The 18964-nt window shown below is 73.8% G+C and carries 17 protein-coding genes; 5 read left to right on the forward strand and 12 right to left on the reverse strand.

What is annotated here, in order from left to right; translation table 11 throughout:
• The first annotated feature begins 11 nt into the window (after positions 1-11).
• The 5 genes from ABT026_RS14030 (at position 12) to ABT026_RS14050 (ending at position 6822) form a co-directional block, all read left to right on the forward strand.
• Positions 12-761, forward strand: coding sequence for a 16S rRNA (uracil(1498)-N(3))-methyltransferase (locus ABT026_RS14030; RefSeq protein WP_351114525.1), 750 nt, complete (start codon positions 12-14; stop codon positions 759-761).
• 371 nt (positions 762-1132) lie between these two features.
• On the forward strand, positions 1133-4330 hold the full coding sequence (locus ABT026_RS14035; protein WP_351114526.1) for a S41 family peptidase: 3198 nt from the start codon (positions 1133-1135) through the stop codon (positions 4328-4330).
• Between the two features lie 118 nt (positions 4331-4448).
• Positions 4449-4802 (forward strand): histidine triad nucleotide-binding protein, encoded by a 354-nt coding sequence (locus ABT026_RS14040; protein ID WP_351114528.1) that lies wholly within the window; start codon positions 4449-4451, stop codon positions 4800-4802.
• A gap of 29 nt (positions 4803-4831) precedes the next feature.
• Positions 4832-5737, forward strand: coding sequence for a ribonuclease Z (locus ABT026_RS14045; RefSeq protein WP_351114530.1), 906 nt, complete (start codon positions 4832-4834; stop codon positions 5735-5737).
• Positions 5738-5823: 86 nt separating this feature from the next.
• On the forward strand, positions 5824-6822 hold the full coding sequence (locus tag ABT026_RS14050; protein WP_351114531.1) for an adenosine deaminase: 999 nt from the start codon (positions 5824-5826) through the stop codon (positions 6820-6822).
• 169 nt (positions 6823-6991) lie between these two features.
• Here ABT026_RS14050 and era read toward each other — a convergent pair whose 3' ends face one another.
• The 12 genes from era to ABT026_RS14110 form a co-directional block, all read right to left on the reverse strand.
• Entirely contained in the window at positions 6992-7945 is a 954-nt protein-coding gene (gene era, locus ABT026_RS14055) for a GTPase Era (RefSeq protein ID WP_351114532.1), read from the reverse strand.
• Between the two features lie 139 nt (positions 7946-8084).
• Complete coding sequence (locus tag ABT026_RS14060; protein ID WP_351114533.1) at positions 8085-8438, reverse strand: cytidine deaminase-like protein; 354 nt, start codon at positions 8436-8438, stop codon at positions 8085-8087.
• A 37-nt stretch (positions 8439-8475) separates the two neighbouring features.
• On the reverse strand, positions 8476-9513 hold the full coding sequence (locus ABT026_RS14065) for a S66 family peptidase (RefSeq protein WP_351114534.1): 1038 nt from the start codon (positions 9511-9513) through the stop codon (positions 8476-8478).
• Positions 9514-9556: 43 nt separating this feature from the next.
• Entirely contained in the window at positions 9557-9925 is a 369-nt protein-coding gene (locus tag ABT026_RS14070; RefSeq protein ID WP_351114535.1) for an MmcQ/YjbR family DNA-binding protein, read from the reverse strand.
• The gene (locus ABT026_RS14075) at positions 9922-11232 is read right to left on the reverse strand and encodes a hemolysin family protein (RefSeq protein ID WP_351114536.1); all 1311 of its coding nucleotides are present in this window, start codon (positions 11230-11232) and stop codon (positions 9922-9924) included. Before ABT026_RS14075 ends, ABT026_RS14070 begins: the two co-directional genes overlap by 4 nt.
• Positions 11229-11726, reverse strand: a complete 498-nt coding sequence (gene ybeY, locus ABT026_RS14080) for an rRNA maturation RNase YbeY (RefSeq protein ID WP_351114537.1) — start codon at positions 11724-11726, stop codon at positions 11229-11231. Before ybeY ends, ABT026_RS14075 begins: the two co-directional genes overlap by 4 nt.
• Positions 11727-11738: 12 nt before the next feature.
• The gene (locus ABT026_RS14085; RefSeq protein WP_351114538.1) at positions 11739-12815 is read right to left on the reverse strand and encodes a PhoH family protein; all 1077 of its coding nucleotides are present in this window, start codon (positions 12813-12815) and stop codon (positions 11739-11741) included.
• 169 nt (positions 12816-12984) lie between these two features.
• Entirely contained in the window at positions 12985-14133 is a 1149-nt protein-coding gene (locus tag ABT026_RS14090; protein WP_502967973.1) for a PfkB family carbohydrate kinase, read from the reverse strand.
• A gap of 145 nt (positions 14134-14278) precedes the next feature.
• On the reverse strand, positions 14279-15565 hold the full coding sequence (locus tag ABT026_RS14095; protein ID WP_351114666.1) for an MFS transporter: 1287 nt from the start codon (positions 15563-15565) through the stop codon (positions 14279-14281).
• A gap of 155 nt (positions 15566-15720) precedes the next feature.
• A complete protein-coding gene (locus ABT026_RS14100) occupies positions 15721-17043 on the reverse strand; it encodes a GH1 family beta-glucosidase (RefSeq protein ID WP_351114539.1) in 1323 nt (440 codons plus the stop codon).
• A 166-nt stretch (positions 17044-17209) separates the two neighbouring features.
• Entirely contained in the window at positions 17210-17491 is a 282-nt protein-coding gene (locus ABT026_RS14105) for a protealysin inhibitor emfourin (RefSeq protein ID WP_351114540.1), read from the reverse strand.
• A 104-nt stretch (positions 17492-17595) separates the two neighbouring features.
• Positions 17596-18660: a M4 family metallopeptidase gene (locus tag ABT026_RS14110; RefSeq protein ID WP_351114542.1), complete on the reverse strand. Its 1065-nt coding sequence runs from the start codon at positions 18658-18660 to the stop codon at positions 17596-17598.
• Positions 18661-18964: the final 304 nt, after the last annotated feature.

An 18964-nucleotide genomic window follows, 5' to 3' on the forward strand; every position in this document is an offset into this window, starting at 1 on the left:
TGGAGGCGTAGTTGACCGCCCCCGTCTTCGTCGTCGACGAGCTCTCCCCGCACGGGTCCACGCATCTCCTGGAGGGCCCGGAGGGCCGGCACGCCGTGTCGGTCAAGCGGCTCCAGCCGGGCGAGGCGGTGGTGCTCACCGACGGCCGCGGCCACTGGGCCGAGGGCGTCGTCGAGGCCGCCGAGGGCAAGGACCGGCTGGTCGTCGGCGGCCTCGCGGAGGTCCGTGAGGAGCCCGCGCCGAGCCCGCGGATCACGGTGGTGCAGGCGCTGCCCAAGGGCGACCGGGGCGAGCTGGCGGTGGAGACCATGACCGAGACCGGGGTGGACGCGATCGTCCCCTGGTCCGCGGCACGCTGCATCACGCAGTGGAAGGGCGAGCGGGGGGCCAAGGCGCTGGCCAAGTGGCGGGCCACCGCGCGGGAGGCGGGCAAGCAGTCGCGGCGGACGCGGTTCCCCGAGGTCGCGGAGCTCGCGAGCGGCAAGCAGGTCGCGGCGCTGCTCGCCCGGGCGGACTTCGCGGCGGTCCTGCACGAGGACCGGGACTTCCCCAGTGAGGCGCTGGCCACGTGCGAGCTGCCGGCGTCGGGGGAGATCGTGCTGGTCGTGGGGCCCGAGGGCGGGGTCTCGCCGCAGGAGCTGGAGCTGTTCGCCGAGGCGGGGGCGGGGGCGTACCGGCTGGGCCGGTCCGTGCTGCGGACCTCCACGGCGGGGACCGCGGCCGTCGCGTTGCTGCTCGGCCGCACGGGGCGCTGGTCCTAGCGGGACCCCTGCCGCGGGGGTCCGGCCCCCGCGGTGCTCCGCCGCACGGGGTGCCGGCACCTGCCGCGAGGCTGCGGTGGGGGTGGCCTGCGCCTGCGGGGCGAGCCGTCACGTGGTTGCCGTGAGGCGGCGCGACGGGTGGTCGGCGCCTGGTGGTGCGAGCCGCCCTGTGCGTACGCACCGCCCTGCGCCCGCCCGTGCCGCCCCCTGGGCGGCCCAGCCGCCCGCAGGGTGAACGGGCTACCAGAGGTGGTCGGCGGCCCAGCCGCCCGCAGGGTGGGCGGGTCGCCCAAGGGGAAGCGCCGAAGGCCCCGGGGCGTGATCGGTGGAAAGGCTGTTGGGGGACGGGGGTCGCTGCTTAGGCTGACCGGGTGACGAAGTCTGCCTCGACGCTCGCTCCCGCGTATCTCCGCTTCCCGCACCTGCACGGCGACCTGGTCGCCTTCACCGCCGAGGACGACGTCTGGGTCGCCCCGCTCGACGGCGGCCGGGCCTGGCGGGTCAGCGCGGACAACATGCCGGTCAACCACCCCCGCATCTCCCCGGACGGCGCCCACGTCGCCTGGACCTCGGCCCGCGACGGCGCCCCCGAGGCGTACGCCGCCCCCGTGGACGGCGGCCCCGCGCGGCGCCTGACGCACTGGGGCGCGCCCACCACCCGGGTCCGCGGCTGGACCCCGGACGGGCGGGTCCTGGTGACCTCCGCCCACGGCGAGGCCACCCTGCGCCGCTCCTGGGCCCGCGCCGTGCCGCTGGACGGCGGCCCCGCCGAGCGGCTGCCGTACGGCCCGGTCGGCCACGTGGCCTTCGGCCCGCGCACCGTGCTGCTGTCCGCGCCGATGGGCCGCGAGGCGGCCTGGTGGAAGCGCTACCGGGGCGGCACCGCGGGCAAGCTGTGGATCGAGTCGCAGGAGACTCCCGGCGAGTTCGCCCGCCTGCACGCCGACCTCGACGGCAACCTCGAGTACCCGCTGTGGGCCGGGGACAGGATCGCGTTCCTCTCCGACCACGAGGGCGTCGGCGCCCTCTACTCCTCCCTGGCCGACGGCTCGGACCTGCGCCGCCACACGCCCGTCGGGGACGACGTCTTCTACGCCCGGCACGCCGCCACCGACGGCGAGCGCGTCGTGTACAGCTCGGCCGGCGAGCTGTGGATCCTCGACGACCTGGACGGCGCCGAGCCGCGCCGCCTGGAGGTCCGTCTCGGTGGCCAGCGCGCCGACCTCCAGCCCTACCCCGTGACCCCCTCGCGCTGGCTCGGCGGCTTCTCGCCCGACCACACCGCCCGCGGCAGCGCCGTCACCGTCCGCGGCGGCGTCCACTGGGTCACCCACCGCTCCGGCCCGGCCCGCGCGCTGGCCGCCGAGCCGGGCGTGCGCAACCGGCTGGCCCGCGCCTTCCGGGTGGACGGCGAGGAGTGGGCGGTCTGGGTCACCGACGCCGAGGGCGAGGACGCCCTGGAGTTCGCCCCGGCGACCGGCCCCGCCGCGGGCGGCGGCCCGCGCCGGATCGCCGCCGGACGGCTCGGCCGCGTGCTGGGCCTGACCGTGGCGCCCGACGGCGGACGGTTCGCCGTCGCCTCCCACGACGGGCGGGTGCTGCTCGTCGAGCGGGAGAGCGGCGAGCTGCGCGAGGTGGACCGCAGCGAGAACGGCGACTGTTCCGGGCTGGTCTTCTCGCCCGACTCCGCCTGGCTGGCCTGGTCCCACCCGGGCGTCGGCGAACTCGCCCAGCTGAAGCTGGCGCACACCGCCGACCTGTCGGTGGTCGAGGCGACCCCGCTGCGGTTCCGGGACTTCTCGCCCGCCTTCACCCCCGACGGCAAGCACCTCGCCTTCCTGTCGGCGCGCGCCTTCGACCCGGTCTACGACGAGCACTCCTTCGACCTGGCCTTCGTCGGAGCCAACCGACCCTACCTGATCACCCTCGCCGCGACCACGCCGTCCCCGTTCGGCCCCCAGCGGCACGGACGCCCGGTGGACGCCCCCGACAAGGACGAGACGCCGGAGAGCGAGGGCACCCCCGCCACCCGGATCGATCCCGAGGGCCTCGCCGACCGGATCGTGCCCTTCCCGGTGGAGGCCGCCCGGTACACCGCGCTGCGCACCGCGAAGGACGGCGTGCTGTGGCTGCGGCACCCCGTCGAGGGCGTGCTCGGCGCGTCGCGGGCCACCCCCGACGACTCCGGGCCCAAGAGCGACCTGGAGCGCTACGACCTGGCCCAGCTGCGGCTGGACACCCTGGGCGAGGACGTCGACGCCTACGCGGTGAGCGGCGACGGCAAGCGCCTGGCGGTGTGGGGCGGCGGCCGGCTCAGGGTGGTGCCGAGCGAACGGCGGGCCTCCGGCGACGACGAGGTCGCCGTGGACCTCGGCCGGGTCCACCACCTCGTCGACCCGGCCGCCGAGTGGCGGCAGATGTTCGACGAGGCCGGGCGCCTGATGCGGGACAACTTCTGGCGCCCCGACCTCGGCGGCGTCGACTGGCAGGCCGTCCTGGACCGCTACCGGCCGGTCGTCGAACGGCTCGCCACCCACGACGACCTGATCGACCTGCTCTGGGAGGTGCAGGGCGAGCTCGGCACCTCGCACGCCTACGTCACGCCCGTCGGCCACGGCGGTGACGAGCGGCAGGGGCTGCTCGGCGCGGACGTCTCCCGCCACGAGGACGGGGCCTGGCGCGTCGACCGGGTGCTGCCCTCGGAGACCTCCGACCCCAAGGCGCGCTCCCCGCTGGCCGCCCCGGGCGTCGCGGTCCGGCCCGGCGACGCGATCGTCGCCGTCGGCGGGCGGCCCGTCGACCCGGTCCGCGGCCCCTGGCCGTTGCTGGCCGGCACGGCGGGCAAGCCGGTCGAGCTGACGGTGGCCCCGGCAGCCGGCGGCGACCCCCGGCACACCGTGGTGGTGCCCACCGACGACGAGGAGGCGCTGCGGTACCACGCCTGGGTCGCCGACCGCCGGGCCCACGTGCACGAGCTGAGCGACGGCCGCCTCGGCTACCTGCACGTGCCCGACATGATGGGCGCCGGCTGGGCGCAGATCCACCGCGACCTGGTCGTCGAGGTGGCCCGGGAGGGCCTGATCGTCGACGTCCGGGAGAACCGGGGCGGCCACACCTCGCAGCTGGTCGTGGAGAAGCTGGCGCGGCGGATCGTCGGCTGGGACGTGCCGCGCGGCAAGCGCCCCATGAGCTACCCGCTGGACGCGCCACGGGGTCCGGTCGTCGCGGTGGCCAACGAGTTCTCCGGCTCCGACGGCGACATCGTCAACGCCGCGGTCAAGGCGCTGGGCATCGGCCCGGTGGTCGGCACCCGCACCTGGGGCGGCGTCGTCGGCATCGACAGCCGGTACCGGCTGGTCGACGGCACCCTGGTGACCCAGCCGAAGTACGCCTTCTGGTTCGAGGAGCTCGGCTGGGGCGTCGAGAACCACGGCGTCGACCCGGACGTGGAGGTGCCGCAGACGCCGCAGGATCACGCCGCCGGCCGCGACCCGCAGCTGGACGAGGCGGTCCGGATCGCCCTGGAGGCCCTGTCCCGCACGCCCGCGAAGACGCCGCCGTCGCTGTGAGACGGCGGCTCGCGGCGCGGCCCCGCCCCGTGCGGGGCCGCGCCGCGGGCACCGGCCCCGCCGTCGGTGCGGGGCGTTACGATGACTGGGCGTGAACGATCACGAACGAGGAGGGCCCATGGCAGGGGAGCCGCAGGACGACTGCCTGTTCTGCAAGATCGTCGCGGGAGAGATCCCGGCCACCGTCGTCCGCGAGACGGACACCACGGTGGCGTTCCGGGACATAAACCCGCAGGCCCCCACCCACGTCCTGGTGATCCCCAAGGCGCACCACGCGGACGCCGCCACCCTCGCCGCCGAGGCGCCCGAGCTCGCCGCCGACGTGCTGCGCGAGACCCGGGCCGTCGCCGAGGACGAGAAGCTGGACAGCTACCGCACGATCTTCAACACCGGTTCCGGCGCGGGGCAGACCGTCTTCCACGCGCACGCCCACGTCCTGGGCGGGCGCGGCCTGCAGTGGCCCCCCGGCTGACGCGGCCGGGGCGGTAGGGGAGGGCGAGCGTGTCCGTGCGTGAACTGGTGGTGCTCGGCACCGCCAGCCAGGTTCCGACCCGGCACCGCAACCACAACGGCTACCTGCTGCGGTGGGACGGCGAGGGCATCCTGTTCGACCCCGGCGAGGGCACGCAACGGCAGATGCTGCGCGCCGGGGTGGCCGCGCACGACCTGAACCGGCTCTGCGTCACCCACTTCCACGGCGACCACTCCCTGGGGCTGGCCGGCGTCATCCAGCGGATCAACCTGGACCGCGTCCCGCACCCGGTCACCGCGCACTACCCCCGCTCCGGGCAGCGCTTCTTCGACCGGCTGCGGTACGCCACCGCCTACCGGGAGACGGTGAAGCTCACCGAGGAGCCGGTCGACTCCGACGGTCCGATCGCCGAGACACCCGGCTACACGCTGGAGGCCCACCGGCTCGACCACCCCGTCGAGTCCTACGGCTACCGGCTGGTGGAGGGCGACGGCCGCCGGATGCTCCCCGAGCGGCTGGCCGCGCACGGCATCAAGGGCCCCGACGTCGGCCGCATCCAGCGCGACGGCGAGCTGAACGGCGTCACCCTGGACGAGGTCAGCGAGGTGCGGCGCGGGCAGCGGTTCGCGTTCGTCATGGACACCCGGCTCTGCGACGGCGTCCACCGCCTCGCCGAGGGCTGCGACCTGCTGACCATCGAGTCCACCTTCCTCGACGAGGACGTCGCCCTGGCCGAGGACCACGGCCACCTCACCGCCGGCCAGGCGGCCCGCGTGGCCCGCGACGCGGGCGTGCGCCACCTGGTGCTCACCCACTTCAGCCAGCGCTACTCCGATCCGGAGGAGTTCGCCCGGCAGGCCCGCGCGGCCGGCTTCGAGGGCGAACTCACCGTCGCCCGCGACCTGGAGCGGATCCCCGTGCCGCGGCGGGTCTGACCAGGCAGGAGAGGCGTCCTCGGCCCGCAGCCGGATCGCGCCACGGCCATTTCGGGCAGGACGGGGCGTATGCGTATCATCTTCTGATGCCCATCCCCAAAGCCGAACTGCACCTCCACATAGAAGGCACCCTGGAGCCCGAGCTCGCCTTCGAGCTCGCCGCCCGCAACGGCGTGACGCTGCCGTACGCGTCCGTCGACGAGCTGCGCGCCGCCCAGGCCTTCGAGGACCTTCAGTCCTTCCTCGACCTGTACTACGCCTGCATGGCGGTGCTGCGCACCGAGCGTGACTTCGAGGACCTCGCGAACGCCTACCTGCGCCGGGCCGCCGCCCAGGGCGTGCGGCACGCCGAGATCTTCTTCGACCCGCAGGCCCACCTCTCCCGCGGCGTGGAGATGGGCACCGTGGTGGAGGGGCTGGGACGGGCGCTGGCCGCGAGCGAGGCGAACCACGGCGTCTCCACCCGGCTGATCATGTGCTTCCTGCGTGACGAGTCCGCCGAGTCCGCCCTGGAGACCCTGGAACTCGCCCGGCCGTACCTGGACCGGATCACCGGGATCGGCCTGGACTCCGCCGAGGTGAACCACCCGCCGGTGAAGTTCCAGGAGGTCTACGCGGCCGCCGCCGCCCTCGGCCTGCGCCGCGTCGCCCACGCCGGGGAGGAGGGCCCCGCCTCCTACATCACCGAGGCCCTGGACCTGCTGGGCGTCGAGCGCGTCGACCACGGTCTGCGCTGCATGGAGGACCCGGCCCTGGTGGAGCGGCTGGTCCGCGAGCGGATCCCGCTGACCCTGTGCCCGCTGTCCAACGTGCGGCTGCGGGCCGTCGACGTCCTGGAGGACCACCCGCTCCCGGCGATGATGGACGCCGGGCTGCTGTGCACGGTCAACTCCGACGACCCCGCCTACTTCGGCGGCTACGCCGGCGACAACTTCGACGCCGTCAGCGACCGGCTCGGCCTCGGCGAGGACCGGCTGCGCGAGCTCGCCCGCAACTCCTTCCTCGCCTCCTTCCTGGAGGACGACGAGGAGCGCCGCGCCCGCTACCTCGCCGAGGTCGAGGCGTACGCGTTCCCCCGCCGCTGAGCCCCACGGCACGGACGCCCGGAGCGCCGACGGCACCAGCACGGACGCCCCGAGTGCCGACGGCACCAGCACGGACGCCCCGAGTGCCGACGGCACCAGCACGGACGGCACGCGACGGCCCCGGTACCGCTGAGCGGTACCGGGGCCGTCGTCGCGTCCGCGGGGTCTGTCAGAAGCCCAGCTTGCGCAGCTGCTTGGGGTCGCGCTGCCAGTCCTTGGCGACCTTCACGTGCAGGTCGAGGAAGACCGGGGTGCCCAGCAGCGCCTCGATCTGCTTGCGGGACTTGATCCCGACGTCCTTCAGGCGCTGCCCCTTGGGGCCGATGACGATGCCCTTCTGGCTGGAGCGCTCGATGTACAGGTTGGCGTGGATGTCCAGCAGCGGCTTGTCGGCCGGCCGGTCCTCACGCGGCAGCATCTCCTCGACGACCACGGCGATGGAGTGCGGCAGCTCGTCCCGCACGCCCTCCAGGGCGGCCTCGCGGATCAGCTCCGCGATCATCACCTGCTCCGGCTCGTCGGTGAGGTCGCCCTCCGGGTAGAGCGCCGGGCCCTCGGGCATCAGCGGGATCAGCAGGTCGGCCAGAAGATCGACCTGCTTCCCGGCCGTCGCCGAGACGGGGATGATCTCCGCCCAGGCGATGCCCAGCTCCTTGCCCAGCTGGTCCACCGCGATCAGCTGCTCGGCGAGCTGCTTGGAGTCCACCAGGTCGGTCTTGGTGACGATCGCCACCTTCGGGGCCTTCTTGATCGCCGCGAGCTCCTTGGCGATGAACCGGTCGCCGGGGCCGATCTTCTGGTCGGCGGGCAGGCAGAAACCGATCACGTCGACCTCGGCCCAGGTGGTGCGCACCACGTCGTTGAGCCGCTCGCCGAGCAGGGTGCGCGGCTTGTGGAGGCCGGGGGTGTCCACCAGGATCAGCTGGGCGTCCGGGCGGTGCACGATGCCGCGCACGGTGTGCCGGGTGGTCTGGGGGCGGTTGGAGGTGATCGCCACCTTCTGGCCCACCAGAGCGTTCGTGAGGGTGGACTTGCCCGCGTTGGGGCGGCCCACGAAGCAGGCGAAGCCGGCCCGGTGGAGGTGGTCCTCGGACGGCTGCGGTGACTGTGTACGAACGCTCATGCCGCCCATTCTCCCCGATCGCGGGGCGCCCTCGTACCGGCGGGCGCTCCCGGGGTCCCGCGGGGCGGGTGACCCGCCCCACAACGGCCCGCTTCCTCCGCCCGTCACAGGGCGGAGGAAGCCGCTGCGGTCCGGGCGGTCAGACGGTCCGGGTCTCGCGCACCGCGCCGTCGGGGCCGGCCACCAGGACGGTGGTGCCGGCGCCGCCGAGGTCGAGGACGGCGGCGAGGTCCTCGGCGGGCAGGTCCGCCTCGGTCACCACGGCCGCCGCCTCCAGCGACTTCGCCCCGGAGGCCACGGCCATCGCCACCGCCGTGCGCAGCGCGCTCAGCCGCAGCGACTCCAGGGCCACCGTCCCGGCGACGTACGTCCGTCCCGTCTCGTCCCGCACGGCCGCGCCCTCCGGCACGCCGTTGCGGGCCCGCGCGGAGCGGGCCAGGGTCACGATCTTGCGGTCCTCGGGGTCGAGGTCGAGCGCGCTGCTGTCGGTCATGGTCCGAGCATACGAAGCCCCGGCCGGGCGGCGGGCGTCAGGCCAGCGTCTGGACGACCTCGCTGCGCTCCGCGGTGTGCGTCACCCGGGCCCGCGCCCCGTTCACGAGCGGCAGCCAGGGCCGCACGTGCCCGCACTCGAGATCGGCGAGGATCGGCACCCCGAGACCGCCGAGCGCGTCCAGCACCGCCTCGTGCTGGGTCATGGTCGGCGTGTCCGGGGCGGAGGTCCGGCCGACCAGGACCGCGGTGGCCGCGTCGAAGGCCCCGGACAGCCGCATGCCGTGCAGCTGGCGGGCGATGGAGTAGGCGTTGTCCTCGCAGGCCTCCACGTAGACGAGCAGCCCCTCCGGCGCGTGCTCACGGGCGAAGGCGTTCAGGTCGAGGTAGGGGCTGCCGGCGAGCGGGCCCACGATCTCGGTGCAGCCGCCGATCAGGCGGCCCTCGACGGTGAGGTCGCCGTCGCCGTCCAGGCGTGTCCAGCGGCCCTCGGTGTTCAGTCCCTGGGCGCTGAAGCCCGGGTCGCCCTCCCAGTCGTCGAAACCTTCCGACACCCGGTACCGGCCCGGCGGGACCTGGGTCAGCGGGTGGTCCGGGCCCTGCGGGGCGGTCACCACGTCCAGCCAGGACAGCAGCCCCTCGGGCGTCTCGTACGGCGTGTCCATCAGGTTGTTGCCGTGCACCGTCGCCCAGCCGGTGAGCAGGGTCAGCGGCGTCATCCAGGCGGTGGTGTCGGAGTAGCCGACCACCCAGGTCGGCTCGGCGGCGCGGATCGCGTCCCAGTCCAGGTGGGGGAGCAGGTCGACGCCCGTCTCCCCGCCCCACGGCGGCACCACGGCCCGGATCTCCGGGTCGGTGAGCATGGCGGTCAGCTCGGCGGCCCGCTCGGCGACCGGCGCGCTGACGTGGGTGGGGGTGCCGATGCACTCACCGACCACCACCTCGTAACCGTGGTCGCGCACGACCTGGACGGCGCGGTCGAGCCGGGGCAGCAGCGGCTTCTGCACGCCGCTGGACGGGGCGGTGACCCCGATCCGGTCGCCGGGGCGCAGGGGGCGGGGGAAACGAATCGTCATGCCCGGTGAGTCTGCCGCCCCGAAGCGGCCGGGGACAACGCGATTACGGCCGGTCCAGGCGCAGCCGCTCCGCGCGGGGGAGGCCGGCGACCACCAGGTCGTAGGAGTCCTCGACCAGTTCGCGCACCAGCGCGTCGGGCAGCGACCCGGCTCCCCCGCCGACGGTCACCGTGTTCCAGTGGCGCTTGTTCATGTGCCACCCCGGCACGATCAGCCCCTCGTACTCCTCGCGCAGACGGACCGCGTCGTCCGGGTCGCACTTGAGGTTGGCCTTCAGGGGCCGCGCGTCGAGCGCCGAGAGGGCGAAGAGCTTGCCGCCCACCTTGAACACGGAGGTCTCCGGCCCGAACGGGAAGTCCTCGGTGGTCCCGTTGAACGAGAGGCAGAGCGCGCGCAGCTCCTGAGGGGTCATCGGTCCTGCCGTTCCCCGTCCTCCGACGGCTCGGGAGCCGGCACCGGCTCCACCAGCACGGTGACGATCTTGTTGCGGCGGCCGGCCGCGGACTCCGCGGTCAGCCTGAGGCGGCGCCCGTCGGGGAGCTCGACCTCCGAGGAGGCGCCGGCGATGGGGACCCGCCCCAGCGCCTTGGCGAGCAGACCGCCGACCGTCTCGACGTCCTCGTCGTCGTACTCCTCGACACCGTAGAGCGCGCCGAGGTCACTGATGTCCAGGCGCGCGGTGACCCGGTGGCAGCCGTCGTCCAGCTCCTCCACCGGGGGCAGCTCGCGGTCGTACTCGTCGGTGATCTCGCCGACGATCTCCTCGAGGATGTCCTCGATGGTGACGATGCCGGCCGTGCCGCCGTACTCGTCGATGACGACCGCGACGTGGTTGCGGTCCCGCTGCATCTCCCGCAGCAGGTCGCCGGCGTTCTTGGTGTCCGGCACGAACGCCGCCGCCCGCATCGCCGTGCTGACCAGCTCGCTCTCGGCCTCCCGGCTGATGTGCGTGCGCCGCACCAGGTCCTTGAGGTAGACGACGCCGACGACGTCGTCCTCGCTCTCGCCGGTGACCGGGATGCGGGAGAAGCCGGACCGCAGGGCCAGGGTGAGCGCCTGACGGATCGTCTTGAACCGCTCGATGACCACCAGGTCGGTGCGCGGCACCATCACCTCGCGCACCAGGGTGTCGCCCAGCTCGAAGACCGAGTGCACCATGCGGCGCTCCTCGTCCTCGATCAGCGACTCCTTCTCCGCCAGGTCCACCATGGCGCGCAGCTCGGCCTCGGAGGCGAACGGGCCGCGGCGGAAACCCTTGCCGGGGGTCAGGGCGTTGCCCAGGAGGATCAGCAGGTACGGCACCGGGCCCATGATCCGGGCCAGCGGCAGCAGCACGTACGCGGCGACCGTCGAGGTGTTCAGCGGGTGCTGGCGGCCGATGGTGCGCGGCGAGACGCCGACGGCCACGTACGAGACCAGCACCATCACGCCGATGGCGGTCAGCAGCGCCTGCCAGGTCTCCGCGAAGAAGTCGAGGCAGGCGTAGGTGACCAGGGCCGCCGCCGCCATCTCGCAGGCCACGCGGACCAGCAGCGCCACGTTGAGGTAGCGGGTGGGATCGGCGGCCACCTGCGCGAGCTTGGCGCTGCCGCGGCGGCCGGTGCGTATGGCCTCCTCGGCGCGGAAGCTCGACACCCGTGCCAGCCCGGCCTCGGCGCAGGCGGCGAGCCAGGCGAGGACGAGCAGGGCGACGACGCCCACGATCAGCTGGGCGGTCATGAGACGGTCGGGGCGGGGGACGGGCCGGTGAGGCCCTTCTCCGCACGCCAGCCGTCGACGATGGCGGCCTGAAGACCGAACATCTCGGCCTTCTCGTCGGGCTCCTCGTGGTCGTAGCCCAGCAGGTGGAGGACGCCGTGGACGGTGAGCAGCTGAAGCTCCTCGTTCATGGAGTGCCCGGTCTCCGCCTCCTTGCCCTGCTTCTCGGCGACCTCCGGGCAGAGCACGATGTCGCCGAGCAGCCCCTGCGGGGGCTCCTCGTCGTCCTTGGACGGCGGACGCAGCTCGTCCATCGGGAAGGACATCACGTCGGTCGGACCCGGCAGGTCCATCCACTGGATGTGCAGCTGCTCCATGGCGTCGGCGTCCACCACGATCACCGACAGCTCGGCGAGGGGGTGGATGCGCATCCGTGCGAGGGCGTAGCGGGCGATGTCCAGGATCGCCTCTTCGTCGACCTCGGTGCCCGATTCGTTGTTGACGTCGATCGCCATGGTGCGGCTGTTCTACTTCCCCTTGTGCCCGGTCCGGCCGCGGCCGCCCTGGTGGGCGCCGTTCTCGGTGCCGTGCGTGCTGTCGTACTTCTCGTAGGCATCGACGATACGTCCGACGAGCTTGTGCCGGACGACGTCCTGCGACGACAGCCGGGAGAAGTGGACGTCCTCGACGCCCTCCAGGATGTGCTGCACCTGCCGCAGGCCCGACTTGGAGCCGTCCGGCAGGTCGACCTGGGTCACGTCGCCGGTGATCACGATCTTGGAGTCGAAGCCGAGACGGGTGAGGAACATCTTCATCTGTTCGGGCGAGGTGTTCTGGGCCTCGTCGAGGATGATGAAGGCGTCGTTCAGCGTCCGGCCGCGCATGTACGCCAGCGGCGCGACCTCGATGGTCCCGGCCGCCATCAGGCGGGGGATCGAGTCGGGGTCGAGCATGTCGTGCAGCGCGTCGTACAGCGGGCGCAGGTACGGGTCGATCTTCTCGTACAGCGTTCCGGGCAGGAAGCCGAGCCGCTCGCCGGCCTCGACCGCCGGGCGGGTCAGGATGATTCTGTTGACCTGCTTGGCCTGGAGGGCCTGCACCGCCTTCGCCATCGCCAGGTACGTCTTGCCGGTACCGGCCGGACCGATGCCGAACACGACGGTGTGCTTGTCGATGGCGTCGACGTAGCGCTTCTGGTTGAGCGTCTTGGGCCGGATCGTACGGCCGCGCGAGGACAGGATGTTCTGCGTGAGCACCTGCGCCGGGGTCTCCTGACCGCCGTCCTCGCCGCTGCCGTTCGTACCCGCCTTCAGCATGGCGATCGATCGTTCCACCGCGTCCTCCGTCATCGGTTGCCCGGTGCGGAGCACCAGCATCATCTCTGCGAACAGGCGCTGGATGACGGCCACGTCCACCGGGTCGCCCACCGCGCTGATCTCGTTGCCCCGGACATGGATGTCGGCCCCGGGGAAGGCCGTCTCGATCACGCGCAGAAGGGAGTCTCCGGACCCGAGCACCGTCACCATCGGGTGCTTGGCGGGGATGGTGATCTGGGCGCGTGCGGGTCCCTCACCGGGACCGGGAGCTTGGGGTGTCTGCGTCATGGGCCGGCTCGAGGCCTGCACATCCTCCTCGCTGGAGTTCGCCCGTCACACGGGGCCTTCCGTGTCCCAGGGTACGACGGGCCACGGTCAAGCCCCCAAGCCTTTTGCCACGCCAGGACGCCCTCACACCCGGCGGCCCCCGGACAGGCGCCACCCGGTGCGCGGCGGGTCAGCCGGAGCGGCGGAAGCCGATGGTGGGGACGGCGCGGCGGCGGGGCCAGGCAGCGGTGGCCCGGCGCAGCGGGCGGGGGATCAGGCCGTCGAGGAAGGCGTAGCGGCGCAGGCCCTCCGGGTCCTGGCCCTCCAGGGACTGCACGGTCCGCCACCAGGCGGCGACCTCCGCCCAGCCCGGCGCGGACAGCGACCCGCCGAAGTCCTGCACGGACAGCGCCGCCGTCAGCCCGGCGAACGCCAGCCGGTCGGCGAGCGGCCAGCCGGCCAGCGTCCCCGTGACGAACCCGGCCACGAACACGTCTCCCGCCCCGGTGGGATCCAGCGCCTCGACCGCGATGGCCGGCACCTCCGCCGCCTCGCCGGTCCGCCCGTCGACGGCGTAGGCGCCCTCCGCCCCGAGCGTCACCACCGCGACGGGCACGTGCTCGGTCAGCGCGTGGGCGGCGCGCCGCGGGCAGTCGGTGCGGGTGTAGAGCATCGCCTCGGCCGCGTTCGGCAGGAACGCCTCGCAGTGCGCCAGGTCCGGCAGCGCGGCCAGGTCCCACGCGCCGGTGTCGTCCCAGCCGACGTCGCCGAAGATCAGCGCGCCCGCCCGCGCCGCGTGCGCCACCCACGGCTCCCGGCGGCCCGGCGCGAGCGAGGCGACCGCGGCCCGTGACCGCGGCGGCAGGTCCGGCGACGGCTGTGCCCGCTCCGGCGGCTCGTGGCCGTGCGAGACCATCGTGCGCTCGCCCTCGTAGGCCATGGAGACGGTCACCGGCGAATGCCAGCCGGGCACCGTACGGGACGGGGACAGGTCGATGTGCTCGCCCTGCTCCAGCGCGTCCCAGCAGTACTCGCCGTAGTGGTCGTCGCCGAAGGACGCGGCCAGCGAGGTGCGCAGCCCCAGCCGGGCCAGCGCGGTGGCCATGTTCGCGACCCCGCCGGGGCTGGAACCCATGCCCCGGGCCCAGGACTCGGTGCCGCGGACGGGGGCCTGGTCCAGCCCCGTGAAGATGATGTCCAGGAAGACGGTCCCGGTCAGGAACACGTCGCACGGCGGCTCGTCCGGGGCGCGCAGGGCCGCCAGGGGGTCGACCTGCGGGCCGGACCGGTCCTGGGCGGGAGCGACGTCGGCGGGGGAGGACTCGTCAGAGGTGGGCAGGTCGGGGGCGGGCTCGTCGGAGGCCGCGTCGGTGGGGGACGCGTCGTCGGGGTACCTGGGCGCTTTCACGGGCGGAGCCTTCTTGCCGGTGGTGCGGTTTCCGCCAGTCTGCCCCAGGCCCCGCCCCGGTACGCGGCGGCACCGGTCAGTCGACGCCGCGCACCCGGTGGACGAGGAGGGCGCCGGCCAGGGCCAGCAGCCCCGCGACGACGTACAGCGTGGTGTACCCGCCCAGGCCCGTGACCAGCGGCGCGGCCAGCGCGGGCGCCATCACCTGGGGCAGCGAGTTGGCGACGTTGATCACGCCGAGGTCCTTGCCCCGGGCGGCCGCGTCCGGCAGCACCTCCGTCATCAGCGCGAAGTCCACCGACGTGAACACGCCGAATCCGACGCCCAGCAGCGCCGCGGCCACCAGCGCCGACGACCAGGTCTGCCACCCGGCCAGCATCAGCGTGGCCCCCGCCATCAGCACCCCCGACCACAGCACGTACGGCTTGCGGCGGCCCGAACGGTCCGAGCGCACGCCGCTGATCACCACCGTCGCCAGCAGCATCACGGCGTTGACCACGGTCAGCACCAGCACGCCCTGCTCCGGGTCGGGGTGACCGACCCGGTCGCGCAGGTAGTAGAGGAGGTAGAGCAGCACCAGGGCGTTCGACAGGTTGATCAGGAACCGGGTCAGCCAGGCCCAGCCGAGGTCCGGGTGGCGGCGCGGGTCGAACCCCAGCCCGGTCAGGAACCGGCGCGCCGTCACCGGGGCGGGACGCTCCGCCTCCGGCAGCGGCGGCTCGTGGTGCAGCAGCAGCGGGACCACACCGAGCAGGCTGAGCACCGCGCAGGCCGCGTACCCGGCGCCGATGCCGCCCGCGGCGGCGGCCAGCCCGGTGCCGGCCACCACGCCGACGATCTGGACGCCGCCCAGCCACCCGCCGACCGTGCCCCGCTGCGGCCGGGGCACCCGGTCCGGGACCGCCGCGGTGACGGCGGCGAACGAGGCGTTCAGCGTCAGCTGGACCAGGCACCAGCCGACGAGCATCGTCCACGGCCCGGGCGCCTGGCCGAGCAGCACCAGGAACACCGCGCCGGTCGCCGAACCGGCCAGGATCCACGGCCGCCGCCTGCCCCACCGGGAGGCGGTGCGGTCCGACAGCGCGCCGAACACCGGGCTCGCGACCAGCGCCACCACCGCGCCGACGCCGGTCACCCAGGCCAGCATCGTCTCCTTGGTCATACCGGCCAGGCCGAACGCCCCGGCCGCGTCGCCGCCGGCGGCGAACGCGGCGGTCTGCGAGGCCAGCAGGATCTGCATCGGGCCGTACCAGCCCACCCAGACCGCGCCGTTGGCCAGCGACAGCGAGGCCGTCCAGCCGCCGCCCACACGCTTCGTGGGCTCGACCAGGGGCCCGCCGCCCGCGCCGCCTCCGGTCGGCAGGTCCTCGGACAGGGGCCGGCCGACGGCCCCGCCGGAGGGTCCCGCGCCCGCGGGGGCCGTGCCTGCGGGGGCGGCGCCTGCCGGGGCGGTGCCCGCCGGTTCCGAGCCCGCGGGGGCGGTGCCCGCCGGTTCCGCGTCCGCGCCGGACGCCGTGGTCACCGCCGCGCCCGGAGGCAGTCGCGCAACTGGTCGCGCAGCCAGGCGTAGGAGGCCTTCGGGGTGCGGGTCCGCTCCGGGGAGTCGAAGTCGACGTGGACCAGGCCGAAGCGCTGCCGGTAGCCCTCGGCCCACTCGAAGTTGTCCAGCAGCGACCAGACGAAGTACCCGCGTACGTCCACGCCCGCCTCCAGGGCCCGGTGCAGGGCGCGCAGGTGGGCGTCGAGATAGGCGATCCGGTCCTGGTCGTCCAGGCCGGGGTAGGAGCAGCCGTTCTCGGTGACCATGACGGGCGGCAGCCGGTCGCCGTAGCGGTCGCGAAGCCCGGTGAGGACCTCGGTCAGCCCTTCGGGCACCACCGGCCAGCCGAAGTCGGTCCGGGGGCGGCCCTCGATCTCGTGCACCGAGAAGGGCATCTCCGGCGGGACGTCGAGGGTGCCGTAGGCGCTCGGCCCGCCGGTGGGCGCGCCGACGAGGGAGGGCGCGTAGTAGTTGACGCCGTACCAGTCGAGGCGCTCCGAGACGATCTCCAGGTCGGCCTCCACGCCGTCCGGCATCAGCTCGGCGACGCCCTCCGGGTAGCGGCCCAGCAGCAGCGGGTCGGAGAAGGCGCGGTTCATCAGGACGTCGTAGAAGTCGGCGGCGGCCAGGTCCTCCTTCCGCTCCGAGACCGGCCACGTCGGCGCGTGCGAGACGGCGATCCCGACATCGTCGGCCCCCGCCGCGCGCAGGGCGCGCACCGCGAGACCGTGGGCGAGGAGCTGGTGGTGCGCCACGGGCAGCGCCTCGAACAGCATCCGGTGGCCCGGCGCGTGCACGCCGAGGGCGTGGCCGAGGAAGGTGTGCTCGGCGGGCTCGTTGACGGTGATCCAGGTCCGCACCCGGTCGCCGAGCCGGGCCGCCACGCGCTCCACGTAGGCGGCGAACCGGGCGGCGGTGTCCCGCTCCCGCCAGTCCAGCGCGGCCGGCAGGTCCCAGTGGAACAGCGTCGGCACGGGGCGGACGCCGGCCGCGAGCAGGTCGTCCACCAGGCGGTCGTAGTGATCGAGCCCGCCCGGCGAGTCGACGCGCGGCCAGGAGACGGAGAACCGGTAGGCGTCGAGGCCGAGCCCGGCGAGGAGTTCCACGTCCTCGCGGTGGCGGTGGAAGCTGTCGCAGGCGACGGCGGCGGTGGAGCCGTCCGCGATGCTGCCGGGGCGCGCCTCGAAGACGTCCCACACGGACCGCTCGCGCAGGTCCGCGGCGCCTTCGATCTGGTGGGCGGAGGTGGACGCGCCCCAGAGGAAACCGGGCGGGAACGGCGGAAGCGGGTCGGCTGCCATGGGCGGATCCTCCTCACCCTGCGGGGTGAAGGTCAACACCCGTGCGCGGCATGCTCCTTGCGCTGTCCTCCCCGCTCCTGCCGGTGCCCGTGCCGGTGCCGGTGCCGGTGTTGGTGCTGGTGCCCGTGCCTGTGCTCGTGCCTGGCGCCCAATGCGGCCCGAGGAGTCAGAGGCGGGTGCCTTCGGCGAGGGCGCGGGCGGTGAGGTCGCGCTGGGCGGGAGTCAGGTCCTGCTCGCCGACCTCCACACCGGGGGAGCCGTCCACCGCGATCTCGTAGCGGAACCCGTCCCGGACGGACGACTCGGCCGGGGACGGCCCCGCCCCGTCGGCGAGGGCCGCCTCGGCCAGCCGGTGCCACTCCTCCGCGTCGTCCAGCCCGTCCGTGTCCACCAGCGCGCGGCGGACCAACCCGGCGAACCCGCCTGAACGTGTCACTTCGATACGCATGGCACCTGTCTAGCGCATCCGGGCCCGCGCCGCGGCCGGTCGTGGGGAACCGTCACGCGACGCGGGCGGAACACGTCACCCGGTGCGGGCGCCGCGCGGCGCCGTCACGCCTCGCGGCTGAGGACGCCGACCTCCTGCCAGGCCTTCTCGACCGCCTGGGCCTCCGCCCCCTCGCCGAACCGCGTCGCCGCGGCCTTCAGCGTGAGGCGTGCGAAGTCCGCGAACTCCGCGTCCGCCTTGAGGTCGCCGCCGGTGAGGACGTCGTACCAGACCTGCCCCGCCTTCTCCCAGGCGTGGCCGCCCAGCGCCGTGGCGGCGAGGTAGAACGCCCGGTTGGGGATGCCGGAGTTGATGTGCACCCCGCCGTTGTCCTGGCGGGTGTCCACGTAGTCGTCCATGGAGCCCGGCTGCGGGTCCTTGCCGAGGACGTCGTCGTCGTACGCGGTGCCCGGCTCCTTCATGGAGCGCAGCGCCTTGCCGGTCACCCGCGGCGCGAGCAGCCCGGCGCCCACCAGCCAGTCGGCCTCCGCCGCCGTCTCGCCCTTCGTGTGCTGCTTGATCAGCGAGCCGAACACGTCGGAGAGCGATTCGTTGAGCGCCCCGGACTGGCCGTAGTACTCGAGGTTGGCGGTGTACTGGGTGACGCCGTGCGTGAGTTCGTGGCCGATCACGTCGACGGGGATGGTGAAGTCCAGGAACACCTCGCCGTTGCCGTCCCCGAAGACCATCTGCTCGCCGTTCCAGAAGGCGTTGTCGTACTCCACGCCGTAGTGGACGGTGGCGTCGAGGGGCAGGCCGCTGCCGTCGATGGAGTCGCGGCCGTACACCTTCAGGAAGAGGTCGAAGGTGGCGCCGAGTCCCGCGTAGGCCCGGTTGACGCTGGCGTCCTGACCGGGTTCCTGGCCCTCGCCGCGGACCTTGGTGCCGGGAAGGGTCTCGCGCTTCTTCGCGTCGTAGATCGTGCGGTGCGGCTTGCCGTCCTCGGCGGCCTCCGGACGGGCGAGGATCCGCGCGCCGGCCACGGTGTTCAGCCGGCGGCGCGTGCGCTCCAGGGAGTCCCGCTCCCTCGTGCGGCGGGCCCGGCCGGAGACGAGCTCGTCGGAGTGCCGGGAGAGGGTGTCGAGGATGTGTGGGGGGATGATCGTGCAGAAGACCCGGTTTGTGCTCATACCTCCCCATGGTCGCGAGGAGTAACGAAAAAGTCACTAGCAGTGACGACAAGTGATTCAACATCGCCGCCGATGACCGGCTCTGTCGCTTGTCTTGTGGTCTCGGGCACCTTTTGCCCGATTGATCGCAGGAGTCCCGCATACTGATACACGACCGCGCATCGTGGCGTGGCTCGGTTAGGCTGCGGCACATCATGCGGTACTGGCTGCTCCTCCTTAGCTGCCGCGGCGAGGGTCTGTAAGTCGCTTGGCCGACCCCCTCCCCGCGGTGTCCGGCGTTGCTGCCGACAGTCGGCCGTCCTCC

The sequence above is a fragment of the Streptomyces sp. NPDC002734 genome (genome assembly GCF_040295685.1).
In the GTDB taxonomy this organism is placed as follows: Bacteria; Actinomycetota; Actinomycetes; order Streptomycetales; family Streptomycetaceae; genus Streptomyces.